Source organism: Pseudomonas putida (genome assembly GCF_050989985.1).
GTDB classification, from domain to species: Bacteria; Pseudomonadota; Gammaproteobacteria; order Pseudomonadales; family Pseudomonadaceae; genus Aquipseudomonas; species Aquipseudomonas putida_AI.
The window spans coordinates 5,460,968-5,486,049 of the sequence record NZ_CP158815.1 but is presented as its reverse complement, the minus strand read 5'-3'; the positions used below and the strand labels follow the sequence as shown (position 1 = coordinate 5,486,049).

The 25,082-nt window shown below is 57.6% G+C and carries 29 protein-coding genes and 1 pseudogene; 26 read left to right on the top strand and 4 right to left on the bottom strand.

All coding sequences use genetic code 11. The features are described 5' to 3' along the window. Positions 1 to 60: 60 nt before the first annotated feature. Positions 61 to 1,344, top strand: coding sequence for a PIN-like domain-containing protein (locus ABTV29_RS25175; RefSeq protein WP_433767304.1), 1,284 nt, complete (start codon positions 61 to 63; stop codon positions 1,342 to 1,344). On the opposite strand, the gene ABTV29_RS25170 is transcribed toward ABTV29_RS25175, so the two are convergent. After that, positions 1,341 to 2,594 (bottom strand): Arm DNA-binding domain-containing protein, encoded by a 1,254-nt coding sequence (locus ABTV29_RS25170; protein ID WP_433772007.1) that lies wholly within the window; start codon positions 2,592 to 2,594, stop codon positions 1,341 to 1,343. The genes ABTV29_RS25175 and ABTV29_RS25170 overlap by 4 nt on opposite strands. A gap of 8 nt (positions 2,595 to 2,602) precedes the next feature. Between ABTV29_RS25170 and ABTV29_RS25165 the strand changes: the two are divergent. Further along, a pseudogene (locus ABTV29_RS25165) lies at positions 2,603 to 2,818 on the top strand (lysis protein); the annotation flags it as partial. Positions 2,819 to 2,821: 3 nt separating this feature from the next. On the opposite strand, the gene ABTV29_RS25160 reads toward ABTV29_RS25165, so the two are convergent. The 3 genes from ABTV29_RS25160 to ABTV29_RS25150 all read right to left on the bottom strand — a co-directional run bounded on the left by ABTV29_RS25160 (position 2,822) and on the right by ABTV29_RS25150 (position 5,343). Next, positions 2,822 to 3,517 carry a DUF4145 domain-containing protein gene (locus ABTV29_RS25160; protein WP_433767303.1) on the bottom strand — a complete coding sequence of 232 codons (696 nt, stop codon included), beginning with the start codon at positions 3,515 to 3,517 and terminating at the stop codon, positions 2,822 to 2,824. A gap of 130 nt (positions 3,518 to 3,647) precedes the next feature. Continuing rightward, positions 3,648 to 4,799, bottom strand: coding sequence for a PIN domain-containing protein (locus tag ABTV29_RS25155; RefSeq protein WP_433767302.1), 1,152 nt, complete (start codon positions 4,797 to 4,799; stop codon positions 3,648 to 3,650). A gap of 223 nt (positions 4,800 to 5,022) precedes the next feature. After that, positions 5,023 to 5,343: a hypothetical protein gene (locus ABTV29_RS25150; protein WP_433767301.1), complete on the bottom strand. Its 321-nt coding sequence runs from the start codon at positions 5,341 to 5,343 to the stop codon at positions 5,023 to 5,025. Between the two features lie 477 nt (positions 5,344 to 5,820). On the opposite strand from ABTV29_RS25150, the gene ABTV29_RS25145 reads away from it, so the two are divergent. From ABTV29_RS25145 to recA, 24 genes are all read left to right on the top strand, one after another. Next, complete coding sequence (locus ABTV29_RS25145) at positions 5,821 to 6,564, top strand: XRE family transcriptional regulator (protein WP_433767300.1); 744 nt, start codon at positions 5,821 to 5,823, stop codon at positions 6,562 to 6,564. 495 nt (positions 6,565 to 7,059) lie between these two features. Next, positions 7,060 to 7,407 carry a phage holin family protein gene (locus tag ABTV29_RS25140; protein WP_433767299.1) on the top strand — a complete coding sequence of 116 codons (348 nt, stop codon included), beginning with the start codon at positions 7,060 to 7,062 and terminating at the stop codon, positions 7,405 to 7,407. Positions 7,408 to 7,535: 128 nt separating this feature from the next. Continuing rightward, on the top strand, positions 7,536 to 8,120 hold the full coding sequence (locus ABTV29_RS25135; RefSeq protein WP_433767298.1) for a phage tail terminator protein: 585 nt from the start codon (positions 7,536 to 7,538) through the stop codon (positions 8,118 to 8,120). Then, positions 8,117 to 8,299, top strand: a complete 183-nt coding sequence (locus ABTV29_RS25130; RefSeq protein ID WP_433767297.1) for a DUF2635 domain-containing protein — start codon at positions 8,117 to 8,119, stop codon at positions 8,297 to 8,299. The genes ABTV29_RS25135 and ABTV29_RS25130 overlap by 4 nt, the downstream gene beginning before the upstream one ends. Beyond that, positions 8,299 to 9,795: a phage tail sheath subtilisin-like domain-containing protein gene (locus ABTV29_RS25125; RefSeq protein ID WP_433767296.1), complete on the top strand. Its 1,497-nt coding sequence runs from the start codon at positions 8,299 to 8,301 to the stop codon at positions 9,793 to 9,795. The genes ABTV29_RS25130 and ABTV29_RS25125 overlap by 1 nt, the downstream gene beginning before the upstream one ends. Positions 9,796 to 9,862: 67 nt before the next feature. Next, positions 9,863 to 10,210: a phage tail tube protein gene (locus tag ABTV29_RS25120; RefSeq protein WP_175375039.1), complete on the top strand. Its 348-nt coding sequence runs from the start codon at positions 9,863 to 9,865 to the stop codon at positions 10,208 to 10,210. Next, positions 10,207 to 10,503 (top strand): phage tail assembly protein, encoded by a 297-nt coding sequence (locus ABTV29_RS25115; RefSeq protein WP_433767295.1) that lies wholly within the window; start codon positions 10,207 to 10,209, stop codon positions 10,501 to 10,503. The genes ABTV29_RS25120 and ABTV29_RS25115 overlap by 4 nt, the downstream gene beginning before the upstream one ends. A gap of 130 nt (positions 10,504 to 10,633) precedes the next feature. Further along, the gene (locus ABTV29_RS25110; protein ID WP_433767294.1) at positions 10,634 to 12,184 is read left to right on the top strand and encodes a phage tail protein; all 1,551 of its coding nucleotides are present in this window, start codon (positions 10,634 to 10,636) and stop codon (positions 12,182 to 12,184) included. Next, complete coding sequence (locus ABTV29_RS25105; RefSeq protein ID WP_433767293.1) at positions 12,171 to 13,406, top strand: DNA circularization protein; 1,236 nt, start codon at positions 12,171 to 12,173, stop codon at positions 13,404 to 13,406. The genes ABTV29_RS25110 and ABTV29_RS25105 overlap by 14 nt, the downstream gene beginning before the upstream one ends. A gap of 3 nt (positions 13,407 to 13,409) precedes the next feature. Further along, positions 13,410 to 14,453, top strand: coding sequence for a phage baseplate assembly protein (locus tag ABTV29_RS25100; RefSeq protein WP_433767292.1), 1,044 nt, complete (start codon positions 13,410 to 13,412; stop codon positions 14,451 to 14,453). Between the two features lie 152 nt (positions 14,454 to 14,605). Then, positions 14,606 to 15,115, top strand: coding sequence for a phage baseplate assembly protein V (locus tag ABTV29_RS25095; RefSeq protein WP_433767291.1), 510 nt, complete (start codon positions 14,606 to 14,608; stop codon positions 15,113 to 15,115). Next, the gene (locus ABTV29_RS25090) at positions 15,115 to 15,513 is read left to right on the top strand and encodes a phage GP46 family protein (RefSeq protein ID WP_433767290.1); all 399 of its coding nucleotides are present in this window, start codon (positions 15,115 to 15,117) and stop codon (positions 15,511 to 15,513) included. The genes ABTV29_RS25095 and ABTV29_RS25090 overlap by 1 nt, the downstream gene beginning before the upstream one ends. Beyond that, a complete protein-coding gene (locus ABTV29_RS25085; RefSeq protein ID WP_433767289.1) occupies positions 15,503 to 16,543 on the top strand; it encodes a baseplate J/gp47 family protein in 1,041 nt (346 codons plus the stop codon). Before ABTV29_RS25090 ends, ABTV29_RS25085 begins: the two co-directional genes overlap by 11 nt. Continuing rightward, positions 16,534 to 17,133: a YmfQ family protein gene (locus ABTV29_RS25080; RefSeq protein WP_433767288.1), complete on the top strand. Its 600-nt coding sequence runs from the start codon at positions 16,534 to 16,536 to the stop codon at positions 17,131 to 17,133. The genes ABTV29_RS25085 and ABTV29_RS25080 overlap by 10 nt, the downstream gene beginning before the upstream one ends. A gap of 11 nt (positions 17,134 to 17,144) precedes the next feature. Further along, on the top strand, positions 17,145 to 18,302 hold the full coding sequence (locus tag ABTV29_RS25075; protein ID WP_433767287.1) for a phage tail protein: 1,158 nt from the start codon (positions 17,145 to 17,147) through the stop codon (positions 18,300 to 18,302). Beyond that, the gene (locus ABTV29_RS25070; RefSeq protein WP_433767286.1) at positions 18,299 to 18,814 is read left to right on the top strand and encodes a phage tail protein; all 516 of its coding nucleotides are present in this window, start codon (positions 18,299 to 18,301) and stop codon (positions 18,812 to 18,814) included. Before ABTV29_RS25075 ends, ABTV29_RS25070 begins: the two co-directional genes overlap by 4 nt. Before the next feature lie 136 nt (positions 18,815 to 18,950). After that, positions 18,951 to 20,045: a phage tail protein gene (locus ABTV29_RS25065; RefSeq protein ID WP_433767285.1), complete on the top strand. Its 1,095-nt coding sequence runs from the start codon at positions 18,951 to 18,953 to the stop codon at positions 20,043 to 20,045. 8 nt (positions 20,046 to 20,053) lie between these two features. Further along, positions 20,054 to 20,620 (top strand): tail fiber assembly protein, encoded by a 567-nt coding sequence (locus ABTV29_RS25060; protein ID WP_433767284.1) that lies wholly within the window; start codon positions 20,054 to 20,056, stop codon positions 20,618 to 20,620. A 19-nt stretch (positions 20,621 to 20,639) separates the two neighbouring features. Next, on the top strand, positions 20,640 to 21,854 hold the full coding sequence (locus ABTV29_RS25055; protein ID WP_433767283.1) for a carbohydrate-binding protein CenC: 1,215 nt from the start codon (positions 20,640 to 20,642) through the stop codon (positions 21,852 to 21,854). Between the two features lie 9 nt (positions 21,855 to 21,863). Next, entirely contained in the window at positions 21,864 to 22,268 is a 405-nt protein-coding gene (locus tag ABTV29_RS25050) for a phage tail assembly chaperone (protein WP_433767282.1), read from the top strand. Positions 22,269 to 22,271: 3 nt separating this feature from the next. Beyond that, positions 22,272 to 22,835, top strand: coding sequence for a glycoside hydrolase family 19 protein (locus tag ABTV29_RS25045; protein WP_433767281.1), 564 nt, complete (start codon positions 22,272 to 22,274; stop codon positions 22,833 to 22,835). Further along, a complete protein-coding gene (locus ABTV29_RS25040) occupies positions 22,817 to 23,353 on the top strand; it encodes a lysis system i-spanin subunit Rz (RefSeq protein ID WP_433767280.1) in 537 nt (178 codons plus the stop codon). The genes ABTV29_RS25045 and ABTV29_RS25040 overlap by 19 nt, the downstream gene beginning before the upstream one ends. Positions 23,354 to 23,433: 80 nt before the next feature. Next, a complete protein-coding gene (locus ABTV29_RS25035) occupies positions 23,434 to 23,934 on the top strand; it encodes a CinA family protein (protein WP_433767279.1) in 501 nt (166 codons plus the stop codon). 83 nt (positions 23,935 to 24,017) lie between these two features. Beyond that, positions 24,018 to 25,076 (top strand): recombinase RecA, encoded by a 1,059-nt coding sequence (gene recA / locus ABTV29_RS25030; protein WP_433767278.1) that lies wholly within the window; start codon positions 24,018 to 24,020, stop codon positions 25,074 to 25,076. The last annotated feature ends 6 nt before the right edge of the window (positions 25,077 to 25,082 follow it).

The window sequence follows — 25,082 nt, the reverse complement described above, 5'->3', positions numbered from 1 at the left end:
TTGGGAAATGTGCGAGGAGGTTACCATAGGGGGGGCGCTACACTCACTCGTGGATATCAGGTGCAGGATGGTCAAAAGAATGGCCGTGTGCTATCAAGGCTCAATTTTTTCATCGAACCAGGGACGAAAATGAGAGAGGCTTTTTCGCAACATTTTGCAACCGATCAGGATCGCAGAGTAAAGCTTTGGGAAAACTGTCTTTTCGTCTTTGATACGAATGTTCTTACGGGTATATATCGTCGCTCGGAAGAAGCACGTGACGCGCAGTACAAATTAATGCGTGGATTGGGCGATCGACTGTGGATTCCTCATCGTGTCATTTATGAGTTTTTAGATAATCGCGCGAAGATAGTGCATGATCAGGCGCAACTCTACGCGGCTAGTATTAATGAACTTCAAGGGATGCTGACAGGGTTTGAAACCGTGACTAAACATCCTTTTTTGTCCTCTGAAGTGTATCGTGAGTTTCATGCTGTTTCACAGAAAGTGCTTGAGGAACTTGAGGGTAGCCGCAAGTTTCACGATGCTCGTATCACTAATGATGATGTGAAAGATGTTTTGGCTGAAATCCTTTCAGGGAAAGTAGGCTCAGCATTTACCGAGAAGCGGCTCGCCGAGATAGTTAAGGAGGGTGAGGAGCGATATGCACAAAATATACCCCCTGGGTTTGAGGATAAAACAAAACATAAAGGGTCTACTATTACTGAAGAAATCAGGAAGCGATACGGCGACCTCATTATTTGGTATCAGGTTATCGAGAAAGCAAAGGAAGAACAGCGGCCCGTCATCTTGGTTACTGGCGACCAGAAGCCCGATTGGTGGGCTGAGCAGTCTGGTAAAAAGCTGGGGCCTCTCCCTTCATTAATAGAAGAATTTACTGCTTTAACAGGGCAGGACTTTTATCTCTACAGTTATCATGGCTTTTTGAATTTTGCCAACGAATACCTCGATCAGAAGACTTCGGAGTCTGTAATTGAAGAAGTTCGGGAGGCGGCTTTGGATGATGCGGCCGAATGGCAGCTTTTACACGATGATGGAACTACGGATCAGACATGGCTGCCTGAAGGTTTTAAAGATATTAATACCAATTTTGGTCAGAGCTCCCATATTGATCAAAACATTATCACCGCTCGGGCAGCCGCACAACAAACACTAGCAAACTTGATTGTTGCACGGCAGGCCTATCAGGGCGTGCTATTAGCTAGAAAACCAAATGATCCAAGAGAAGTGCGCAAAAGAAAGCGTGCTGCGGAAAATTTAGCTAAGATCGAGCTGCAAATTATGGATGAGCAACGGCGTTTACAAGTATTGAACTCTTTCATGCATGGTGATGGAAAGTCCTAGTTTTTATGTATTTGGTGGCGTTGAATGTTTGTCCATATGAGGTCTAGCTCTCGCGGCGATTCATCATCCATCCATTTCGCGTAGACTTCGACCAGCATCGTGAAGTCTTTATGCCCCATTTGTTTGGCTATGAACGCGAGATTGCCGCGGTCGGTCAGGCACCAGCATGCGTAGGTATGCCGAGTCTGATAGGGTCTACGTGGACGTATCCCTGAGCGCTTTTGAATAGCGGCCCACTTTGTGTTCCAAGATGTTGGGATATACCAGTAGTTAATGATTTTCTTTCTGGCTTGCGTCGTCGGTGATAATAGAGGAGTAGCGGATTCCAACCGGCTTTCATGGCGGTTCATATGCACTCTGATTTTGCGTGGTGCATGGTTTGCTACGAGACCAATCAGAGTTTTGCATGCTTCGAGCGCTGGGGGCATCAAGAGAACTGTCCTGGGCTTTCCTGTCTTGGGAACTTTGAACGTTCCATCGGCAGTGATCGCCCTGGTGATGTTAATTAGTCCGGCCTCAAGGTCGATGTCCTCGATTGCTAGGGCGCACATCTCTCCCGGGCGAAGGCCGGTATATACGGCCAGAGTGACGGCGGCAGAGTCCTGAGGATGAAGACATCCTTTACTCAATAGTTGCTCAAACTCGACTTTGGTCAGCGGATCCGGCTCACGATCGGTCATCGCGAATCGAGTGCAAGCGGTGGACAGCCCCTTCCGGCAGTAATTGTTGTTCTCGCACCATGTCAGGAGTCCGGCAAACGTAGCCAGGTAGTGGTTTGCTGTTGATGGCGCGCGGTCGGCAATCAGTTGTGTTCTAAGCTTTTGAATGTCCTCGGGCAAGATGATGCCAGCCAAACGTTCTGGCCCAAGCAATTCGATGCAGATGTCGAGGGCGTAGCTGTATTTTTCTTCGGTCATCGGGGTCAAGTCGACGGCCTTCAATGGCTTGTAGCGTGCCATCAAAGCCACAAGACGCTCATCTTTTACCTGGCTGTAGTTGGTCGCGTTCTTCGAATCGGGAAAGTGTCGGCCGTAATCGAATTTTTCTATTTTGATCTCGTGCGTAATTGCCGCCCTGAGCAGGGCCGCATGTTTGATGTTGGCTTTAGTAACTACCAACCCGAGTGATTCGCGGCAGCGAATTCGTCGCCACATAAATACGACACGTATGTAACCGCCGTGTATTTCCAGCCCTTTGTGCTTTGCCAGCTCGGCCTCTAGGCCGCTTCCTGCGGTGCGCTCTCGGCCCAGCAGCCGTATCAGCCCTCCTCAACGCGGATTCAGCCGGTGGCTGTTCAGTGCCTGCCGCCCCCAGCGCCGGCGGCGTGGTTCATGGCGCCGTACGAGCCGCACTTGACCCAGCGCATGCTCAACGAATTGTCAGCATCACCGACGAAGGAGACCGGGGATTGATTGCATTGGCGGCTTGTCAGTCATATGTAAAATCTGGCAGTAGAGAGCTTATTAGTTTCTGAGCATCAATGATTATGGCGTTCCGCACGCCGTTGCTTTGCGATTTCTATTCGCTTGGGTTCGGTATATATCCGTTCGAGCATAATGAATGAGAACTCAGAAAGATCCTTGGCATCTTCTTCGCTTAATATGCCCTCATGTGCACCATCATTACCGTCGTCCTTTACACATGATGACAGATCTCGAAGTGCTTCAGGTAAGCGGCTATTTTCGAATAGCCAATTAAGCCGTAACCCAAGGCTGCGCCGGATTTTAGAATTTAATCCCGCCTCATCAGCCTCTGGAAGCATTGCGCGGGTTGCAAGATCCAGGCACAAACGAAACATTGTAGCTCCGGCGTTGTAGCAACCTATTGCCATGCAAGCAGCGCCTTCACTGAAGGCGGCGGCGATATTCTCGGGCAGATGTTCAGGAGGAGGGTCAGCAGCTGCGTCTTTTTGGGATACGAAATCAGTTACTACCATAACTCTATTTAACGCAGTGGGCATATTTGAGGGCAGGTGCTTTCGAAATTGCTCATCGATGTTCGTATCCCTTTGCGAGGCCAAAAATGTCGTGGATTTTTTACAGGCTCGGCAAATGGCAAACAATTCATAATGTCTCTGCCAGTTATAAGACTTGCCAAGGTAATTTTCTGACTCGACGTCGAAGGTTATTGCTTGGGTTTTACATCTTGGGCAGTTCGCTACCAGTTCGCTCATTTCTCGTTCCGTTAGACCATCACGTTAGCCAAAGCCTTGCAGCCTCTTTTGGTTATAGTTTGCATGGTTTAGATCTACCGCATACGCAGGGTGAGTGAAGAAAACTTTGAAAGTTCAGTCGGTTTATTCCTCACGCCAGTTCTTCCTCTGATGGATCGGGGGTCAATCCGAGCAACTCGATGACTTCATCAGCGAGCTCTGCGTCAATTTCTGTAACCCAATTGTTAAATAATGACAGGTAGAAGTCGTTGACGTCTTCGTCCGACATAATCCAATGTATTTGGTTGTTATCGATTGCAGCCTGGAATAAACGTTCTGCATCATCTTTCGTCAGTAGTGACAAATAGCTATTTAATTCTGCAACTGCCCAGTGGGTAGTAGAGAAACTACCGCTCTCCACTAACTCCAAAATAGCTTCATCGATAGGTGCACGTTGTGCGGCTGGTATTGCTGGAGATACTGGTGCAGGATTCTCCACAGTCGGTCCAGGAACTGGTGCCTCGGGGAGCATCCTTGCGTCGTCGACAACTTCTAGAGTATCAGCTTCAATGTGTGCTTCGGCAGGTGGAGCGTCAATATTTTCAGGTTGGGTCTGTAGATTTTTATAATACTCAACGACTTCGTTAATTGTCTTAAAAACAGTAAGCTTTCCACCATCCTTTGCCTCGCTCCACTCGTCAGAAAGGAAAGCGAGAGGGCGGCTGGTTTTATCCATCGTTAGAGGTGACGAATAGTCGCCATCTTTCGAGATGATAAATAGATCTCCATCTGGAACATGTGCGAGAAGCGTCTCCCAAATATATCGGTCACCAATGCTTTGGGGTTTTCCGGGAGGGTTGCCCTTGTTCATCCTCGCTAAGGCTAGGTTGTATATTCCATCGTCTTCAGGATGACGGGTCGCCTTAGTGAACAGCCTTGCGAGCTTCTCGTCGACCTCTAGCTGATTGCTGAGCGCTAGAGATACAGCGTTTGCAATTAAAACTTTTTTTGCTTTTTCGGCACTTTTTATTGCTTCATCGTACTGCTTGGCTGCTTCAGTTCCGCGCATATGATGGGGTACGCCAGCCGCGAGCTTAGCATTCTTGAACTCAGTCATTGCGAACTGAAGTTTGGACTCTCTATTGCGCTTAAGTTCATTCTCAACTTGTTTTGGTAAGTGAATAGTTAACTTGCCAGGATTAACAAGGTCAATAAGTTCGTCGAGGATTTCGAGTTTATCATCCGAAAATGAATAGAAGTTGAGGAGAATGTTGGTGTCGATAAAAACATGTAAAGCCGGCATCAGATGGTCCTTCAACGTGGATTGGTGGTCCGACTAAGCAAGCGTTGAGCTTAGGTGGTAGCCACTACTGATGACAAGAGGTATGGGGAAGGAAGGGGCTGCATTGTAGCGATCGAATGCTTAGTCTCCACTTGAGTTGACCAAGGGGTTGGGCATGCTCAGCGCTGCCACGAGGTCGTAGCTGCCGCTTTACTGTGAAAGATATTCACACATGTTCAGCTTTTCAGGTTCTATTTTTGCCCAATTGCAATTCACGAATGATCCGTTCCTTTTGGTCGAGGACCAATGTGAGGCTTTGGATCTCGGAAAGCTGCTCGGTGGTTTCAGCTTCGAGGTTCGCCATCCAAGTCGGTTTCCTTTCGAGCTCGGCGGACAGACGGTCGTTCATTTGGACAAGACCAGAAATATTCTCCCTGGCTGCGCGTAGCTCGCGCTTCAGCTCTTGGATGTCATCCTCGAGCATGCTCGCATAGTGCTTGACGGTTTCCAGTCTGGACGGAGTGCCGAGCCAGTCGCTGGTGTCTTCGATTTCGTACGGGGCCATGGCTAGCCTCGTTTGCACTGTTTTTATGTACAGTATTCGAGGTAGGTTGAGTAGGGCTAGTAAAAAAAAGATGAACTGCTATGCGATGGATTTCATTGGGGCAAAAATGGGGCAAATCGTACGCCAATCTATGCTATTTCATGCCCAACAAGCGTAAATCTGAATTTGTCAAATAAGCCCTACAGCCCTTATAAACCGGAGGTGTAGGGCTTTTTTGCATTAATACTCCAACACAATCGGCGTGTGGGAGGACAGGTCGGTAAGGGCTTTATTCATTGTCGATCGGAAAACTCGTTCAAAGGTGTGGGGCAAAAATGGGGCATCGGCCCGACTTTTCCGCAATGGGCGCAAGATTAACATGCGCGCTCTGCCGGACGCAGAGATGAACGCTGCGTGGTCCTTTTCTGCTGTTCCATGCACAGGTTATGCGCTGTTTATGCAATTGAGCATTTGTCTTCTGTCGAAGGAACGAGCAATATGCGCGTTATGCAAAAACGCAATGTTTCTACCGTCCTAAGAGCACTGCTCGACCAACACGGGATCTCCCCCACGGAGCTTCACCGTCGTACCGGCGTGCCTCAATCAACTCTCTCGCGGATCCTCAGCGGGAAGATCGTCGATCCCTCGGATAAACATATTTCGAAAATCGCCGACTACTTCTCGGTGAGCACCGACCAGTTGCGTGGCCGCGCGGACGTCGCGTCGGCAGCTGTTGGCGGACGCGATCAATCGCATTCGGAACTCAAGGACATAAGTCTGTGGGACGACGATACGCCCGTCGATGACGACGAGGTGTCGGTTCCCTTTCTTCGCGAGGTTGAATTGGCCGCGGGATCAGGAAGATTCGTCATCGAAGAGAGCGAGCGTGCTAGCCTGCGCTTCGGCAAGCGCAGCCTGCGCCATAACGGCGTGCAGTTCGACCAGGCCAAATGCGTGACGGTGCGTGGCAACAGCATGCTGCCGGTGCTGCGCGACGGTGCCACGGTCGGGGTCAATGCTGGCAAGTCCGGTATTGGCGACATCATTGATGGCGACCTTTATGCGATCAACCACAACGGTCAATTGCGGGTGAAACAACTTTATCGCCTGCCGACCGGCATTCGCCTGCGCAGCTTCAATCGCGATGAGCATCCCGACGAGGACTACAGCTTCCAGGAAATGCAGGAAGAGCAAATCGTGATCCTCGGTCACGTTTTCTGGTGGGGCATGTACGCCCGCTAATCCATTGCAATCTGACAAAACCCGCCCCCTGGCGGGTTTTTTTTCGCCTTCCAAAACCGGTCTTCGCCTTTGTTTACGGGGCTTTCAATGCATAAGTGCATTTGTTGCGCATAAATAAATGCATTTGTGCATTGACTGTATATGCATCCATGCATATTCTTTGTCTCAAGCCGCTACACAAAGCGGCTCGAAACGAAGCTCTTTAGTTCCACCAAAAAGGCAGCGATGAACCGGCCTCAACGGTTCAGAGGGTTGGCAACTGACCCGGGTGTGCAGCGTAAAGCACCACAAGCAGTTATCCGGCGGGCAGGTGGCCGCGGTCGGAGGAACAATTTGAACAGACCCGTACCGCGCCAGTAGCGCCGAAAGGTCGATGCGAAGGACCGCATTACTGAAAAGCCCGGTTCACGCCGGGCTTTTTGGAATGCCTACCTCAACAAACGACTTTTGAATCAAGTCTCCACATTTTTCATCAATCACTCCGGGAGGCGTGACATGACAAACGAGCAACAAGCGTTGCTGGACATGCCGATCTGGCTCGTCATCGTCCTCGCCCTGGTGGGTGGGGTATCCGGCGAAATGTGGCGCGCCGACAAGGACGGCGCCCGCGGCTGGTCCTTGCTACGCCGCCTGGCCTTGCGTTCCGGTGCCTGCATGGTTTGCGGGGTCTCGGCCATCATGCTGCTGTATGCCGCCGGGATGTCGATCTGGGTCGCGGGCGCTTTTGGATGCCTTACCGCGATGGCGGGGGCGGATGTGGCCATCGGGCTCTACGAGCGCTGGGCGGCCAAGCGCATAGGGGTTTGCGAGGTGCCGCCCCGAGGCACCGACCAGAATCAGTGAACCCAGGCCGAAGGGTTGGCGAGCAACGCCGCGATCCGGCATCCGCCCTCAAAAGGACGCGGGTTTCCCAGTGCCAATACTTTTCACTCAAACCCGCATCGGCGGGTTTTTTCATACCCGGTGAAACCATGAAGATCACTCCATTGATCACGCACTTGCGAGATCACTGCCCAACCCTGGGCAACCGTATTGCGGCGGCTGTCGACCTCGCCGCGCTGCAAGCCGATGCATCGTTGCAATTGCCCTGCGCTTTTGTCGTATCGATCGCCGATACCACCGGCGTGAATCTTGCGCAAAACGTCACGCGGCAAATTGTTCGCGATCGTTTTGACATTGTCCTGGGGCTTGATTCCACGGATGCCTCAAAAGCGCTGGATCTATTGCACGACCTGCGCGCAGAGCTGTGGCGGGCGCTGGTGGGTTTCAGGCCCGGCGACCATTACTCATCCATTGCTTACGACGGCGGTGAACTGGCGTCTGCCAGCGCAAGCCGGGCGTTGTATCGCCTGCGCTTTTTTGCCGAGTTCCAGCTCGGCCGCAATCGGGCAACCGATGCGGCCGAAAGCTGGCAAGAGCGTGAAATGGACGCCTTGTCGTCCTTTACCGGGATGACCGTCCGGGTCGACGCAATCGATCCGGCGGACCCCAACCTGCAACGTCCAGGCCCCGATGGACGCCTGGAATTGACCTTCTCTGGAGATGTAACCCCATGAGTACACGCATCACCGTACTGCCGGCCCCGGGCCGCGCCGTGCCGGACCCGGAAGCGGGCGATCTGTTGCCTGCCGAGGGCCGTGAAGTACCGGACAACGCCTGGTGGCGTCGACGTCTGGCTGACGGCGATATCACTACAAAAGCCGTGAAAGCGGCAAAACCACAGGGAGCCAAGTAATGGCGATCGGATTCAGCAATATCCCCGCGGACATTCGTGTTCCGCTGTTCTATGCCGAGATGGACAATTCGGCGGCCAATAGTGCGTCGTCGGCCATGCGCCGTTTGATCGTCGCCCAGGTCAACGACAACATTGCTCCGGCAGATGTCGGGAAGCTGGTGCTGGTGTCCAGTGTGGCGCTGGCCCGGAGCATTGGCGGCCAAGGCTCGATGCTGGCCTCCATGTATGAAACGTTCCGCAAGAGCGATCCGGTGGGCGAGATCTGGTGCCTGCCGCTGCACAATATCGAAGGCAGCATTGCCAAGGGTGTGGTGACGTTGACCGGTACGGCCACCCAGGCCGGCGTGCTCAATCTGTATGTGGGTGGCGTGCGGGTGCAGGCCGCGCTCGTCAATGGCGCCACGGCGGCGCAAGCGGCCACCGCCCTGGCGTTGAAGGTCAACGCCGCGACCGATTTGCCGGTCAGTGCGGCTGCAGTCGACGGTGTGGTCACCTTGAGTGCCAAATGGACCGGCGAGAGCGGCAATGACATCAGCCTGCAATTCAACCGCCAGGGCAAGAGCAATGGCGAAGAAACCCCCGCCGGCCTGACCACCGCGATCACCGCCATGACCGGCGGCGTCGGTGTGCCGGATCAGGTTGAAGCGGTTGCAGCGCTGGGTGATGAACCATTCGAATTCATCGCTCTGCCTTGGGCTGATCTGAGCACCCTCAACACCTGGCAAGCGGTGATGGATGACAGCACCGGTCGCTGGTCGTGGGCCAAGCAACTGTTCGGTCACGTCTACAGCGCCAAGCGCGGTACAGTCGGCACTCTGGTGGCGGCCGGTCAGGTGCGCAACGACCAGCACATGACCATTCAGGCGCTGGAACCGGGCGTACCGCAACCGGTCTGGGTGCAGGCCGCCGCCCTGGCTGCGCGCACTTCGGTGTTCATCTCCGCCGATGCGAGCCGTCCAACCCAGAGCGGCAGTCTGCCGGGTGTCGATCCGGCACCGGCCAGCGAGCGCTTCACGTTGACCGAGCGCCAGTCGCTGCTCAACTATGGCATCGCCACGGCCTACTACGAAGGCGGCTATGTGCGCATCCAGCGTTCAATCACCACCTACCAGAAGAACGCTTATGGCCAGGCTGACAATTCCTACCTGGACAGCGAAACCATGCACCAGTCCGCGTACATCGTGCGTCGTCTGCAAAGCGTGATCACCAGCAAGTACGGCCGTCACAAACTGGCTTCCGACGGCACCCGTTTCGGCGCCGGCCAGCCGATTGTCACCCCCAGCACCCTGCGCGGTGAGTTGATCGCCCAGTACGCCAAGCTCGAACTGGAAGGCCATGTGGAAAACGCCGAGCTCTTCGCCGAGCACTTGATCGTCGAGCGCGACGTCCAGGATCCGAGCCGCGTGAACGTGCTGTTCCCGCCGGATTACATCAATGGCCTGCGCGTATTCGCGCTGCTCAACCAGTTCCGTCTGCAGTACGACGACGTGGCCTGATCGCCGCCTCTGACTGCTTGATTACAGCCCACCTTGCGTGGGCTTTTTATTTGAAGGGAGTAACACCATGGGTCAACTGATCGCGGGCACCTGCTACGTCAAAGTGGACGGCGCCCAACTGACTATCAACGGTGGTTGCGAAGCACCGCTGATGGCCGTGAAACGGGAAACCGTCGTACCCGGTTTCTACAAGGAAACCGATATCGCGCCTTCGTTCAAAGTGACGGCGCTGCACACCGCGGACTTCCCGCTGAAGAAGCTGATCGAGGGCACCGATATCACGGTCACCTGCGAATTCAGTAACGGCAAGGTCTACGTTCTGGCGGGTGCCTATCTGGTGGAGGAACCGGTTTCCAAGGCCGATGACGCCACCATCGAACTGAAATTCGAAGGCATCAAGGGGACCTGGCAATGAGCGGCGCCGTGAAGCTTCAAGTTGCGATCGAAGCTCACGGCGAGCCCCTGACCGAACTCGTCCTGCGCCGCCCGACGGTGCAGGAAGTGCGAGCGATCAAGGCGCTGCCGTACAGGATCGACAAGAGCGAAGAGGTCAGCCTCGACATGGATGTGGCCGCCAAATACATCGCCGTGTGCGCCGGCATTCCGCCGTCGTCGGTCAACCAGTTGGATCTGGCTGACCTCAACGCGCTGAGCTGGGCCGTTGCGGGTTTTTTCATGAGTGCGGCGTCGGAGCCATCACCGACCTGATCGCAGTCGCCTATGACCTGGCCTGGTTCTGGAAGGTTGACCCCGAACAGATGATGGCCAGGCCACTGGATGTGCTTCGCGAATCGCTGGAGCACGCGCAACGGATCAATGCGATGCAGCAGGTGCAGTGATGGCAATTACACAGATAAACGCGATCCAGCAAAACGTTCAGGCCACGGTCAACATGTTCGTGGTGATGCAAGGTCTGCAGAAAATGGAGACCGAAATGAAGGGCGTAGGGGCCAGAGTCGCGGCGTTCAAGAAAAGCCTGGAAAACAGTGGGCTCAAGCCGCTCGATCTTTCCGGTTTCATTTCGGGTGGCGGCTTGCTCAAGCCTTTTCAGGAGGGATTGAAAAAGGCGATCAAGGCCGAAGACGAACTGGCGACAAAAAGCAAAAGCCTGAAAGCGCCGGCGCTGGGCAAGGATGCGGTCATTCCCGCGCCGTTGGCCAATCCTGCGACGGCACAGGTGCCGGCGCTGGTGAAGGGGGAAACCTCCACCAACCTGGCGAAGTTCAGCCTTTCACTCGACAACATTTCTTTGAAGATCGGTCAGGCGTTGCTGCCTGCCGTCAATGGCCTCGTGACGGCGCTGGTGCCCGTCATGACGTCGGTCGGTGAATTCGTCGCCGAACATCCGCAACTGGTCGAAGGTCTGGCTGCGGCAGCCGTGGCGTTCACGGTCGTGACGACAGCGGCGGCAGGGTTCAGTGCGGTGCTGACCTTACTGGCTTCACCGATCGGCCTTTTTGCTGCCGGGGTAGCGGTAGCGGCCGGTCTGATCGTCGCCAACTGGAAACCGATCTCGGCTTTTTTTGCCGGGCTCTGGCAACAGATTGCCCCGGTCGTCATACCGATGGCCGAATTTTTCCGAACGATGTTCGGCTACACCCCGATGGGCATGCTCATCAACAATTGGGGACCGGTCAGTACGTTCTTCGCTGCACTGTGGGACGTACTCAAGGCGCTGGCCGCACCGGTCATCGACCTCTATGCAACGCTGTTCGCGTACTCGCCCCAGGCGCTGATCCTGAAAAACTGGCAGCCGCTGGTGGGCCTTTTCGCATCGATATGGGATTTGCTCAGGGCGGTGTCGATGCCGGTCGGAGTCTTTTTTCAAGACCTTGTGGAATCGATCAAACTGCCCGTGCTGGCGCTGTACGCAATCATTCGCGAGAAATTGGGCTGGTCTCCCCTGGAGATGATCATCCAGGCCTGGGAGCCGGTCACGGCGTGGATTCAGAAGTGGAGCGAAAAGTTCTACGAAGCTCTGGCACCGGTCAGGGCGTTTTTCAACGGCGGCCTCGGTGAGCTCGCCGCCGAGGCGTCGGCCAAGGTCGACGTGTTCACCCGCGCCCAGGAAAGAACCAATGCCGAAGGCAAGGGTGGATTGGCACCGCAATTCTTTGGTGCCAGCCCTGACTCTACGTCCAGTAACGCTCTGCCGGCCGGCGCATTGACGCACTCATCGAACTCGCTGACGCAAACCTCCAGTGCCCTGATCCAGCAAAGCGCCGCCAACAATCGCACGCAACTCGAAGGCGGCCTGACCGTGCGCTTCGAAAACGCGCCGGCGGGGCTGCGCACTGATCAACCGCAAACCAATCAACCGGGGCTGGCGCTGTCTTCGCGCATCGGCTATCGCTCGCTGTCCGTGGGAGGTTCCAATGAACTGGCGTGACCGTTTGGTGCCGGCATCCTTTCGCGGTGTCGGTTTTTGGGTCGACCAGGCCAAGACACCGGTCGGCCGCAAAGGTCAGTTGCACGAGTATCCGCAACGCGACCTGCCGTTTTTCGAGGATCTCGGCCAGCAAGCCAGGACCCACGACCTGACGGCATTTATTGTCGGCCCCGATTGCCTGGAGCAGCGCGACAAATTGCTCAGAGCGCTGGAGCAGGGCAGTGGCGAGCTGGTGCATCCGTGGCTCGGGCGCCTGCAGGTCAAGGTCGGCGAATGCGACATGACCCACACACGCCAGGACGGCGGGCTGGTGACGTTCTCGCTCAAGTTCTACCCCGATCTGCCCCTGCCGTTTCCGACCGCGACTGTCAGCACGCAAAAAGTCCTGCTGGCCAAGGCGGATACCCTGCTCGGGTCGGCGGTAGCGCGCTTCGAGCAGGCCATGACCCTGATCAAGGCTGCGCGGATCGGCATTGCCAACCTGCGCAACAGCCTCACCGAGGTCTATGGCGTGATCAAGGAGCAGCTCAAACCGCTGATCGAGCAGTACCGGCAGATCACCGAGCTGGTCAAGGCGGTCAAGGAGTTGCCCAAGGAGGTGGCAGCCGAGTTCAAGGGGTTGCTGGGTGATATCAAGGAGCTCAAGGCATTCGCGAAGGAGGGCTACCGTGGCGTGATTGCCGACGTGTCCCAACAGATCGAAGCCATCCGCAAGGCTGATGCACCGAAACTCACCACCGGCAAGGACACCACGGCTGCGGCGCAAGCCTTGGCCAATCTGGTGCAGGACACACTGATCGTGAAAGTGGCGCAATGGGTCGCCTCCATGCCGGTGGCCTCGGTACCGGTAAAGTCGGTTTCGACTCCGCCGGTCTCTCAGCAGGCGAATCGGCCGATTGCCCGTCAGGAGGTGCCGGTTACCGACGATTTGCAAACCCTGCAACAGGCATTGATCGACGCCCTCCAGCGGGCGCAGAACAAGGCTGATCCCGCGCACTACCAAGCCATCAGCGATGTGAAGGAAGCGCTGATTGCGCACCTCAAGGCCGTGGCTTCTTCCGGTGTGCGACTGGTCAGCAAGTCGTTTCAGGAAAGCCTGCCGGCGCTGGTCGTGGCCTACCGGCAATTTGCCGATGCGACCCGGGTCACCGAAGTGACCCAGCGCAACAGCATCGCCCATCCGGTGTTCTCGCCCAACGATGTGAAAGTCTCCAGGAACTGAGCCATGAACGAGATGGACAACCGCGTCACGCTGACGGTCGACGGGATCGAATATGGCGGCTGGAAAAGCGTGGAAATCACCGCCGACCTGGAGCGTCAGTTCCGCACCTTCAAACTCGAGATCACCTGGCAATGGCCCGGGCAGACAGTCGATCAGCGGATCAAGGCCGGTGACCCGTGCGAGGTGAAGATCGGCAAGGACCTGGTGCTCACCGGGTACGTGTTCAAGGCTGCGATCCGATATGACGGGCGGCAGATCAGCCTGACAATCGAAGGCAGCTCCAGGACCCGCGATCTGGTGGACTGCGCGGCAACCAACCGGCCCAATCAATGGCAGGAACAACCCTTGCTGGGGATCGTCCAGGCGCTGGCCATGGAGTATTCGCTGTACGTGGTGAACGAAATCCCCGAGACCACGCGACTGGCCAAGCACACCATCGTGCCGGGTGAAACAGTGTTCCAGTCGATCGACCGTCTGTTGTCGCTGTTCAGGGTGTTTTCCACTGATGACGAGCAGGGGCGGCTGGTGCTGGCCAAGCCGGGCAGCGCCGGCCGGGCCAGCGATGCGCTGGAGCTGGGCAAGAACATCCTGTCGGCCAATGCGCCGATGGATCACAGCCAGGTGTTTTCCGAATACCGGGTGATCGGCCAGCACAAAGGCACCGACAAGCAGAGCGGGGCGGCGGTCAGCGAGGTGGAGGCGGTGGCTGCCGATCTGTCCTTCAAGCGCCGTCGCACCACAGTCATCAACGAAGGCACGCAACTGACCTTCGAGCTGGCACAACAACGGGCCCAATGGGAAAGCGCCACCCGCATGGGCCAGGCGCTGACCACCACCTATCAGGTGCAGGGCTGGCGCCAGGCCAACGGCGATCTGTGGCGCCACAACACGCTGGTGAAGGTCAAGGACCCGGTGCTCGGGTTTGATGGCGACATGCTGATTTCCAAAGTGACGTATTCGCTGTCGGCGCAGGGCTCGGTGACCACCTTGCAGGTGGCGCCGCCGCATACCTTCGATCCCGATCCAGTTCCACCGAAAAAAACCTGAGTCCGAACTCTGCAAACACCACTGGACACTGTGGGAGCGGGCTTGCCCGCGATAGCGGTGGTTACCGCAAACACTTCTTTGCCTGACACACCGCCATCGCGGGCAAGCCCGCTCCCACAGGTTTTGTGTTGGCAAAGTCTTGAGGACAATTCATGAGCCTACTGACACGCCTCCTGGCGCGCGGCACTGTCGTGCTCGCCAGTTCGGCATCCAAGCTGCAATCGCTGCAAATGCGCCTCACCGCCGGCGAAGTGAACGACGACATGGAGCACTTTGAGCCCTACGGTTTCACCAGCCATCCGCTGGCGGGCGCCGAGGGCGTCGTCACCTTTCTCGGCGGTGACCGCTCCCACGCTATCGCCCTGGTGGTCGCCGACCGCCGCTATCGCTTGCAGTCCCTGGCCGCTGGCGAAGTGGCGATCTACACCGACGAAGGCGACAGGATTCACTTCAAGCGCGGGCGGATCATCGACATCGAAACCGCCACACTCAATATCCGCGCGAGCACCGCCGTCAACTTCGACACGCCGCTGATCAACCAGACGGGCAAGCTCGTTTCCAAGGGCGATCAGATCGCTGGTGGCATCAGCCAGATGAAACACGTACATGGCGGCGTTCAGGGCGGCAGCGGCCAGACGGCTGCGCCGGTGGGAGGTGCCTGATGTTTATCAGCCAGAACCTGCACGCCGCGTTGACCCGCGCGGTCCTGATCAGCCTGTTCTCCTGGCGTCGCGCGGCCGATGACGATGCCCTCGACGACGAGGAACGTTACGGCTGGTGGGGCGACACCTTTCCCACCGTGGCTGACGACCGTATCGGCTCGCGGCTGTGGCTGCTGCGCCGGGTCAAGCTGACCCGCCAGACCCGGATGGACGCCGAGTTCTATGCCCGCGAAGCACTGCAATGGTTGATCGATGACGGTCATTGCAGCGCCATCGACATCATCAGCGAACGCCTCGACGTCCAGCGCCTGAACCTGCGCACGGTCCTGACCCTGGCCGACGGCGAGCGCCTGGACATCAACCCTGATAACAGTTGGCAGGTGATCTATGCCGTTTGAAACCCCTTCGCTGCCGGTGCTGATCAAGCGCACCCAAAGCGACCTGGCCAGCGACTCGCTGCGCCAGTCCGATGCGCAAGTGCTGGCTCGCACCTTGAGCGGTGCCGCCTACGGTCTCTATGGCTATCTGGACTGGATTGCCGAGCAGATCCTGCCGGACACGGCCGATGAATCGACCCTGGAACGGATCGCCGCGTTGCGTCTGAACCAGCCGCGCAAACCGGCGCAAGCCGCCATAGGTAGCGTCAGCTTCAATGCGACCGCCGGTGCGGTGCTGGATGTCGATACGCTGTTGCAAGCCAGCGATGGGCGCACCTACAAAGTCACTGCCGCGCGTACCAGCGTCAACGGCGTCAACAGCACCACCATTGCTGCGCTCGAGGCAGGCAGCCTGGGCAACGCCGACGCGGGCCTGGCGCTGACGCTGGTGCAGCCGATCGCCGGTATTGTCGGCAACAGCTTCGTGGTGCTGGCGCCAGGCCTCAGCGGCGGCGTGGCCCGGGAAAGCCTCGAGTCGCTGCGTTCGCGGGTGATCCGTTCCTATCGAGTCATTCCCCACGGCGGGTCGGCCAGCGACTACGAGACCTGGGCGCTGGAGGTGCCGGGCGTGACTCGCGCCTGGTGTCGTGGCGGCTTTCTCGGGCCGGGTACGGTGGGTGTCTACATCATGCGCGACGATGATCCGCAACCGGTGCCGAACGCTGAACAACTGGCCGAAGTGCAGGCCTATATCGACCCGCTACGTCCGGTGACTGCCGAGGTGCATGTGCAAGCGCCGGTGCAGGTGCCAGTGGTCTATCAACTGAAACTGACCCCGGACACCAGCGCCGTGCGCGCGGCCGTCGAAGCGCAGTTGCGCGACCTGCACAACCGCGAGGCCGACCTCGGCGAGAAACTGTTGATCAGTCACATCCGCGAGGCAATCAGCAGTTCCAGCGGTGAAAACGATCACGTCCTGACTTCGCCGGTGGCCGATGTCAACGCCGCGGCCAATCAACTGCTGACGTTCGGAGGTTGCGTATGGGGGTGATACGAACCGCCGCGCAATATCAGACGCAGTTGCGCGCGCTGCTGCCCAGCGGTCCTGCGTGGGATCCGGAGCAAGTACCGGAACTCGAGGAAGTGCTGCAAGGCGTTGCCGTCGAACTGGCCCGCCTCGACGCCCGTGCGATTGACCTGCTCAACGAGATGGATCCGGCCGGCATCAGCGAGCTGGTGCCGGATTGGGAGCGGGTGATGAACCTGCCCGACCCCTGCCTGGGCGCCACGCCGTTGTTCGATGATCGTCGTCTCGCGGTCCGCCGCCGATTGTTGACGGTCGGCAGTCAGGCCATCGGTTATTACCTTGAAATCGCCAGGGGCCAGGGCTACCCGAACGCCACCATCACCGAACTCGAAGCGCCGCGCATGGGGCGATCACGCTTCGGCACGGCTCATTTCGGCACCTGGGAAGCGCAGTTCATGTGGACGCTCAACACTGGCGGGCGACTGCTGCTGGGCCGGCGCTTTGGCGCGAGCTACTGGGGCGAACGCTTCGGCATGAACCCGGGCTCCGCCCTGGAATGCCTGATCCACCGAAGCGCACCGGCGCATACCCGGGTGCACATCAATTATGACTAGGGAACAGTGATATGGATTATCCGAAAAGTGTGCCCAGCGCCGGGTTGGTGAATGGGAAATTCATCGATGAAAACCCGCTCACGGGAACGTCGGGGTCGTTGATTCCGGCGGCGTGGGGCAATGGTGTGACGGAGGAAATCGTCAACGTCATCAAGGCCGCTGACCTGACGCCGAATGAGACGAAGTTCGATCAGTTGTTGCAGGCGATTCAGTCCGTGACAGCCAAAGGCTGGAACCAGGATCTGGCTTTGCCACTGGCAGCACTGCCGCTGCCCACGGTGGCTACCGCCGATTCCCGTCTGGCGATCACGCCGGCAGCTGCCTCGACCAGCGGCGGGCGCGTGTCGATTCCGGCGGGTGTGTACATCAGCATTGGTCAGGAAGTAGTGACCGGACAACTGGGACGGTCGCGTACCTGTTTGACGACCGCCTGGAGCAGTGGCGATCTGCTTCCCAGTTCCAGCTACTTTTTACGGGCGCAGGTGATCGGCGGGGTGCTGACCTTCTACACGCAGCGCGGCACGATTTATGACGCGACGCCCGAGTCGTTGAAAGGAACCGTAAACGGGACATCCGGTGGTGGTTTCCAGTCCTCGGTATTGGATATGTGCCTGGCCTGGATCGCCACCGGTGCCCCGGGGTCAGTTCCGACGGTGCGCGCGATCTACAACCGGGCACGCCTGACTTGGACGCAGACTGTCAATGGTAATGGTGTGGTGTACCTGCCGTTGGACCCGCATGCCCGTGCTGCTCGCCTGGTTGCAGGGAATCCAACACCTTCGTCGACTGCCGTCACCTCGGGTGGTTTTCCATCGGCAGGTTGGGCGGGGGGCAATTATTGCTTTCTGTCGCCGGTTTCACCTTCAAGCGCCAACAATCCGAACGGCTGGAATCCTGCAACTGTGCAGCCTTGTGTGGTGTTTACCAACGGCAGTGTCAATGACGTCACGGTGTCCACATTGACGGCCAGTTTTGATCACACCCAGCTTCGCTCGCTGTGGCAGTCTTTTCAGGCGGAACACAACCTGGGGCAGGCCTATTCCGATAGCGATGAGCTGCTACTCAGTATGGGTATCAAGAGCCATCCGATCACTGACTACAGCATCGGTATCCCGATCAATTTCTCGGACGCCGTGAACGTCCAACTGTCCTGGGAGCTTATTCGATGATCGTTATTCAAGAGCTTCATCAATTCGATGGTGAACTACGTCCTCCGCAGCCATCCGCCGCCCATGACTGGAATGGCGAAAACTGGGTGGTCGATCCCGCCCATGCCGAGCGGTTTGATCAACAGGAAGTCGAGCGCCTGTGCGCCAAAGTTGATGCCGCTGCGGACAGCGCCCGCATCGCTCTGGCCGGTGACCCGCTCAAGGCCATGGAGTACGCCCAGGCCGCCGCTGACGCCCAGGCCTATCAGGACGCCGGATACCCGAAAAAAGAGGTGCCGCAGTCGGTTGCCGCCTGGGTCGTGAAGGGCCGTACGGCCAGACAGGCAGCCGAGCAGATCCTCGGCAAAGCCCACCAGCTCACTGAGCATCTGCTGACGCTGCGTACGTTGCGTCTGAAAGCCAAGGCACAGATCCGCTCGCAGGCCGCCAAAGGCAAGATGGACCTGGCACGCAGTGCCAGCGATGAGGCGCTGGTGGTGATTCGCGAACTCGTTGGCAGCCAGGCCGGCTAGTCACGACGCCTTTGCCCTGCTTCACACAGCCCACGTCATGTGGGCTTTTTTATTTTCAGAAAACCGACCGTGAACGATGTTGCAGCGACGACTTCGGGGCACGGTTCATTTGTTAATTCAGAGGAACGGAAAAACTATGGACTATCCCAAGAGTGTTCCCAGCGTCGGCTTGGTCAATGGCCGGTTTGTCGATGAAAACCCGGTGGAAGGCACACCCGGGTCGCTGATTCCGGCGGTATGGGGGAACGCGGTCACTCAGGAGATCGTGAGCGTCATTGCCGGCGGTGGTTTGACCCCGTCCGAGTCGGACAATGGCCAGTTGTTAAAGTCGATTCTGGCAATCATCGGCACGAACAACCCGATGCGTTCAGTGATTACCCAGGTGACCGCATCGAAGGCTTTGTCGGCTCAAGAACTGGGCTTGGTATTGATTGATGCCGGTGCGGCTGCCGCCACGATCAGCCTGCCGGCGGCCAACGCCAGTCTGGGGGTTCGTGATGTCATCGTCCGCCGGCTGGATAACAGCGGCAACCGCTTGGTTGTGCAGGCGGCCGGTACCGATCGAATCAGGTTTCATACCCACCTTTCGGCGGCCGGCTATTCCTTCCTGGTATTGATGGGCGCAGGTGACTGGTGGCATCTGCGCAGCGACGGCGCGGGCAACTGGTGGCCGGTGGGGCGGTTTGATAACACGCCTTTGGGGCGCTTCTTTTTTGAGACGACCTCAGTACTGAATCCCGGCGGCTATGGAGCACTCAATGGCACCGTGATGAATCGGGCTCAATGGCCCTGGTTGTGGGATCACGCTCAGCAATCGGGAATGCTTGGCACTGAAGCCGCTCGTGCCGGCAACGAAGGCAAATGGACGACAGGCGATGGCGCGCTGACTTTCCGCGGCCCTGAAGGACGAGGCGAGTTCCTGAGGGTGCTGGACGAGGGCCGCGGAGTGGACAGTGGGCGAGAGCCGGGTAGTGCTCAGTCGGGATCCATTCACTCCTATGCACAAGGCGCGAACGGGGCAGGTGCTGTGGGTTCACGCTGGTCCGACAGTCTTGCCGGATTCGGTGCGACAACCCGGGAGGAGCCGCAATACGTCAGCGGATTGTTGAATGGCGGCCCTATCTTTCCCGCAGGCACTGTTTTCCAGACGGATACTGCCAATACGCTGCTGTACGCCTTCAAATCCCGTCCCCGCAATATTGCCTATCCCGGCCGTATCAAACTTATCTGAGGTGCTCCATGTTCAACTATCTGATTGATGGTGCGGGGGCATTGTCCGGCCCCGTAGAGTTTCCAGTCACGCCAGGCATAGGCGTTCAATTACCCGGTAATGCCATCGAACTTTCATTCGAACTGCCGCCCGCGCAAGCAGGCCGTACATGGGTGCTTGTGAACGGAGTGCCCAGAGAGCTCGTTGATCGACGGGGCGCGGTTTTTCTCAAGGAAAACGGTGCCCGGCGGGAGTGGTCCGAGTTTGGTGAGTTGCCGGATATCTATACGGTTGAACCGTGGCCAGGTGACTACTTTGTCTGGGTGGATAGCACCTGGAAGTCCGACGAGGCGGCACGGTTGTCCGGTCTGAGGGCCGAGTCCCTGGCTCGGCGCGACACCCTGCTTCGTGATGCCGTCCTGCGAATTGCGCCACTTCAGTATGCCGAAGACATCGGTGACGCTTCTCATGACGAGCAACTGGCTTTGCTTGAGTGGAAGCTCTACAGCGTGGAGCTCAATCGAGTCGAAAAACAGAGTGGGTTTCCCGGAGAGATCATTTGGCCTGTTGTGCCCGGCACAACCGCAGACGCGTGATTTCACGGAGAGAGATGTAATGGACTATCCCAAAAATATCCCCGGCGCCGGCTTGGCAAACGGGAGGTTCGTCGACGAGGACCCTGTTACAGGCACCCCCGGTTCCCTGATTCCCGCCAGTTGGGGCAACGCTGTTACCCAGGAAATCCTGAACGCTATCAGTGCTGCCGGGTTCGTACCTTCCGAGAATCAGACTGATCAGTTGAGTCTGGCAATCAAGGAACTGGCCAAGCTCGATCCCCAACAACGCTTCCCGATTCAGGTGTATCGCAAGAACCTGATCATCAACGGCAACTTCGATATCTGGCAGCGTGGTATAGCCAATGCGGCGCCGAATAGTGGTGCTTACATTGCCGATCGTTTTCGTTGCGACTGGAACGGCAATGCGGGAGTCAATATCTCGCGGCAGAACTTTGTCCTGGGGCAGACGGAAGTACCAAATGAGCCGCGTTATTTCTTGCGTTGGCAGCAAGTTACGGCGGGAGCAGGGGCGAACATCCACAGGATTTCCCAGGCGATCGAATCGGTCAGGACCCTGGCGGGTAAAACCGCAACGCTCACCTTTTGGGCCAAGGCTGACACGACACGGCAGGTGAATGTGACCTTGGGGCAGTTTCCCGGTTCGGGAGGCGGCGGAGGGGAGACGGTGACGCCGGTGGGCAGCTTCCAGCTCAAAACGTCATGGACCCGGTTCAGTGCCACAGTCCAACTGCCTTCGCTGGCCGGCAAGGTACTGGGCAGCGGCGGCAATGATTGTTTGCGGCTGTCCTTCGACCTGCCTTTGAACGTCTTGCAGGTCATCGATCTCGCTCAGATCCAGCTGGAGGAAGGGCCGGTTTCGACCCCCTTCGAGCTGCGCAGTCCCGGGGACGAATTGATGATGTGCCAGCGTTTTTACGAAAAGACCTACAGTCAGGACGTGCCGCCTGGAACCTTCGCTGGGGCAAATGGATCACTGATATCCACGGTGAAACTGGGGCAGGCAAGCTTTTCCGCGCAACCTTTGGCCCAGTGGACCTTCAAGGTCGAGAAGAGAGCCGTCCCGAGTATCAGTCTGTTTGCCCCGACCTCCAAGGGTACTCCGGGGCAATGGCGCTCCGGCAGCGATGAAGTGTCATCGTCCAATGCGCGCGTACTTGGCGCATCAACTCGCGGGGCTTGGGTGGATAACTTCGATACCGCGTTGGTCACGCAGACTTACTACATCCATGCCATAGCCGATGCCGAGCTTTAAGGAGACCCCATGAGCTACCAATTGACGACAGATCCGGACACGGTCATTCGCCTGTCCGACGGTGCTACCGTGCCTCTGCATCACCGGTTCTGGGACGAGTATCAGCAATGGCTGGCGGGTGGAGGCACGCCATTGCCGGCCATGGTCAGGATTGCTCCAGTGGCCGACACCGACCCGGCAACTCTTGCGCGTATCTGGCGCAACCAGCAACTGGCGGCCAGCCAATGGCTGGTTGATCGTGATCGCGATGAGCAAGCGGCCGGCACACCGATGACCCTGAGCACCCACCAGTACCACGAACTGCTGGATTACCGGCAGGACTTGCGTGACTGGCCGTTGAACGGCAACTTTCCAAAAGACTTCAGCAAGCCTGCGGCACCGGTCTGGTTGCAAGCAACGGCAAGCGGAGTGTGATCCATGCCTCTTACGTCTGAACAATTACAGCAGTTGTTTCCCAACGCCCGCACCCAAGCGGGCGTTTTTGTTTCTGCACTCAATGTCGCCATGGCTCATCGCAACATCAACTCGCCCAAACGTATTGCCGCGTTCCTCGCCCAAGTCGGCCATGAGTCGGGGCAGTTGCGATACGTATGTGAGCTGGGCAGCGATCAATACTTGAGCAAGTACGATACCGGCTCACTGGCTGCGCGCCTGGGCAACACGCCGGAGCCGGACGGCGATGGGCAGCGTTATCGTGGTCGAGGCCTGATCCAGATCACCGGTCGCACCAATTATCGCCAATGCAGCCTTGGACTGTTTGGAGACGAGCGTCTGCTGGCATTGCCTGAATTGCTGGAACAACCGCAATGGGCCGCTGAATCCGCTGCGTGGTTCTGGGAGCAGAACGGACTCAACGAACTGGCCGATCGTGACCAGTTCAACAGCATCACCCGCCGAATCAACGGAGGCTTGAGTGGACTGCAGGAGCGCTTGCAGCTCTGGGCGCGGGCGAGGGCGGTGTTATGTCAGCCTTCGGTTTGATGCCTTCGGCCTATCGATGGTTTGGTTGCGCTGCAGTGCTGATCGTACTGAGCTTTGGCTCGGCGGCGCTGGCCTGGCGGGTGCAGGATTGGCGATATGGTCGGCAATTGGCGGAACAGGCTCGATTGCACAGTGAAACGCTGAATGAGCTGAGCCTGGTTGCAGCGGCGCAGCAACGAAATGAGCAGAGCAAACGGCTGGCTCTCGAGCAGCAGCTGTCGACCAGCGAACAAAACCATTATCGAGTGTTGAGCGATGTCCAACGTGATCAGGATCGCCTGCGCGATCGTCTTGCCACTGCTGATGTGCGCCTGTCAGTCCTCCTCGACGCCAGTGACGCAGCTTCCGTCGGTGCAGTGCCAGCCGCCTCCAGCGCCGGCGGCGTGGATCCTGGCGCCGTACGCGCCCGACTTGACCCGGCGCATGCTCAGCGAATTATCGCCATCACCGATACAGGCGACCGCGGACTGATCGCCTTGCAGGCTTGCCAGGCTTATGTGAGGGCGCTCATCCGCTAACCTTTTGGTCGACCCTGTAACTTGCAAGCGCTATGCGCTCGTGTACGGTAGGTGTTATTCCGCCCCATCAGGAGATGACCGTGAAAGTAATCACCCAACTGGCCGCCGACCTTGGCCGGCATTTGCAGATACTCAACGCCCACGTCTCCACGGCCGAGTCTTGTACCGGTGGCGGGATCGCCGAGGCCATTACCCGTATTCCCGGCAGCTCGGCGTGGTTCGAGGCCGGCTATGTCACTTACTCCAATCTGCAGAAGAACATGCAATTGAATGTTCCGGTGGAACTGTTCACGACTGTGGGGGCCGTCAGCCGCGAGGTGGTCGAGGCAATGGCCAGGGGTGCGCAGGAAAAAAGCCGTGCGTTTTTTTCCGTGGCAGTCAGTGGCGTGGCGGGGCCGGACGGTGGTTCACCGAGCAAGCCGGTGGGCACGGTGTGGCTTGCGTGGGGCGTGGGCGAGCAGGTGTTCAGCGAGCTGCAGCACTTCACCGGTGACCGTGACGAGGTCCGCCGACAAACGGTGAAGGCCGCGCTAGAGGGGTTGCTTCGGTATGCCGCGGCAGAAATCTCAAATCAGGGGTAGGCGATCCTCGAACGCTGTGGAATAATACTGGCTACTTATACAGGTGTTGGCCGTCAGGCCTTATTGATTACGTGAGGACTTTAATGGACGACAACAAGAAGAAAGCCTTGGCTGCGGCCCTGGGTCAGATCGAACGTCAATTCGGCAAGGGTGCCGTAATGCGTATGGGCGATCAGGACCGTCAGGCGATCCCGGCCATCTCCACTGGCTCTCTGGGTCTGGACATTGCTCTCGGCATTGGCGGTCTGCCAAAAGGCCGCATCATTGAAATCTACGGTCCTGAATCTTCCGGTAAAACCACGCTCACCTTGTCCGTGATCGCCCAGGCTCAAAAAGCTGGCGCGACCTGCGCATTCGTCGACGCCGAGCACGCCCTCGACCCGGAATATGCCGGCAAGCTGGGTGTCAACGTCGACGACCTGCTGGTTTCCCAGCCGGACACCGGTGAACAGGCCCTGGAAATCACCGACATGCTGGTGCGTTCCAACGCGGTTGACGTGATCATCGTCGACTCCGTGGCAGCACTGGTGCCAAAGGCTGAAATCGAAGGCGAAATGGGTGACATGCATGTGGGCCTGCAAGCCCGTCTGATGTCCCAGGCGCTGCGTAAAATCACCGGTAACATCAAGAACGCCAACTGCCTGGTGATCTTCATCAACCAGATCCGTATGAAAATCGGTGTGATGTTCGGCAGCCCGGAAACCACCACCGGTGGTAACGCGCTGAAGTTCTACGCTTCGGTTCGTCTGGACATCCGTCGCACTGGCGCGGTGAAAGAAGGTGATGAAGTCGTCGGTAGCGAAACCCGCGTCAAGGTTGTGAAGAACAAGGTGGCTTCGCCGTTCCGTCAGGCCGAGTTCCAGATTCTTTACGGCAAGGGCATCTACCTCAATGGCGAGATGATCGACCTGGGTGTTCTGCACGGTTTCGTTGAGAAGTCCGGTGCCTGGTATGCCTACAACGGCACCAAGATCGGTCAGGGTAAAGCCAACTCGGCCAAGTACCTGGCGGATAACCCGGACGTTGCAGCGGCGCTCGAGAAACAACTGCGTGACAAGTTGCTGTCCCCGTCATCGGTAGCTGAATCCAAGGCTGCGGTGGTTAAAGAGACCGAAGACGATCTGGCTGACGCTGATATCTGATTGATC

Excerpts from the sequence above, each read along its gene's own strand:
- ABTV29_RS25045 (WP_433767281.1), top strand. The coding sequence starts at position 22,272 with ATGCCTCTTACGTCTGAACAATTACAGCAGTTGTTTCCCAACGCCCGC.
- ABTV29_RS25090 (WP_433767290.1), top strand. The coding sequence starts at position 15,115 with ATGTTTATCAGCCAGAACCTGCACGCCGCGTTGACCCGCGCGGTCCTG.
- ABTV29_RS25125 (WP_433767296.1), top strand. The coding sequence starts at position 8,299 with ATGGCGATCGGATTCAGCAATATCCCCGCGGACATTCGTGTTCCGCTG.
- ABTV29_RS25105 (WP_433767293.1), top strand. The coding sequence starts at position 12,171 with ATGAACTGGCGTGACCGTTTGGTGCCGGCATCCTTTCGCGGTGTCGGT.
- ABTV29_RS25135 (WP_433767298.1), top strand. The coding sequence starts at position 7,536 with ATGAAGATCACTCCATTGATCACGCACTTGCGAGATCACTGCCCAACC.
- ABTV29_RS25110 (WP_433767294.1), top strand. The coding sequence starts at position 10,634 with ATGGCAATTACACAGATAAACGCGATCCAGCAAAACGTTCAGGCCACG.
- ABTV29_RS25070 (WP_433767286.1), top strand. The coding sequence starts at position 18,299 with ATGATCGTTATTCAAGAGCTTCATCAATTCGATGGTGAACTACGTCCT.
- ABTV29_RS25100 (WP_433767292.1), top strand. The coding sequence starts at position 13,410 with ATGAACGAGATGGACAACCGCGTCACGCTGACGGTCGACGGGATCGAA.
- ABTV29_RS25065 (WP_433767285.1), top strand. The coding sequence starts at position 18,951 with ATGGACTATCCCAAGAGTGTTCCCAGCGTCGGCTTGGTCAATGGCCGG.
- ABTV29_RS25080 (WP_433767288.1), top strand. The coding sequence starts at position 16,534 with ATGGGGGTGATACGAACCGCCGCGCAATATCAGACGCAGTTGCGCGCG.
- ABTV29_RS25050 (WP_433767282.1), top strand. The coding sequence starts at position 21,864 with ATGAGCTACCAATTGACGACAGATCCGGACACGGTCATTCGCCTGTCC.
- ABTV29_RS25115 (WP_433767295.1), top strand. The coding sequence starts at position 10,207 with ATGAGCGGCGCCGTGAAGCTTCAAGTTGCGATCGAAGCTCACGGCGAG.
- ABTV29_RS25085 (WP_433767289.1), top strand. The coding sequence starts at position 15,503 with ATGCCGTTTGAAACCCCTTCGCTGCCGGTGCTGATCAAGCGCACCCAA.
- ABTV29_RS25155 (WP_433767302.1), bottom strand. The coding sequence starts at position 4,799 with ATGCCGGCTTTACATGTTTTTATCGACACCAACATTCTCCTCAACTTC.
- ABTV29_RS25075 (WP_433767287.1), top strand. The coding sequence starts at position 17,145 with ATGGATTATCCGAAAAGTGTGCCCAGCGCCGGGTTGGTGAATGGGAAA.
- ABTV29_RS25160 (WP_433767303.1), bottom strand. The coding sequence starts at position 3,517 with ATGAGCGAACTGGTAGCGAACTGCCCAAGATGTAAAACCCAAGCAATA.
- ABTV29_RS25145 (WP_433767300.1), top strand. The coding sequence starts at position 5,821 with ATGCGCGTTATGCAAAAACGCAATGTTTCTACCGTCCTAAGAGCACTG.
- ABTV29_RS25055 (WP_433767283.1), top strand. The coding sequence starts at position 20,640 with ATGGACTATCCCAAAAATATCCCCGGCGCCGGCTTGGCAAACGGGAGG.
- ABTV29_RS25040 (WP_433767280.1), top strand. The coding sequence starts at position 22,817 with ATGTCAGCCTTCGGTTTGATGCCTTCGGCCTATCGATGGTTTGGTTGC.
- ABTV29_RS25140 (WP_433767299.1), top strand. The coding sequence starts at position 7,060 with ATGACAAACGAGCAACAAGCGTTGCTGGACATGCCGATCTGGCTCGTC.
- ABTV29_RS25150 (WP_433767301.1), bottom strand. The coding sequence starts at position 5,343 with ATGGCCCCGTACGAAATCGAAGACACCAGCGACTGGCTCGGCACTCCG.
- ABTV29_RS25060 (WP_433767284.1), top strand. The coding sequence starts at position 20,054 with ATGTTCAACTATCTGATTGATGGTGCGGGGGCATTGTCCGGCCCCGTA.
- ABTV29_RS25130 (WP_433767297.1), top strand. The coding sequence starts at position 8,117 with ATGAGTACACGCATCACCGTACTGCCGGCCCCGGGCCGCGCCGTGCCG.
- ABTV29_RS25095 (WP_433767291.1), top strand. The coding sequence starts at position 14,606 with ATGAGCCTACTGACACGCCTCCTGGCGCGCGGCACTGTCGTGCTCGCC.
- recA (WP_433767278.1), top strand. The coding sequence starts at position 24,018 with ATGGACGACAACAAGAAGAAAGCCTTGGCTGCGGCCCTGGGTCAGATC.
- ABTV29_RS25120 (WP_175375039.1), top strand. The coding sequence starts at position 9,863 with ATGGGTCAACTGATCGCGGGCACCTGCTACGTCAAAGTGGACGGCGCC.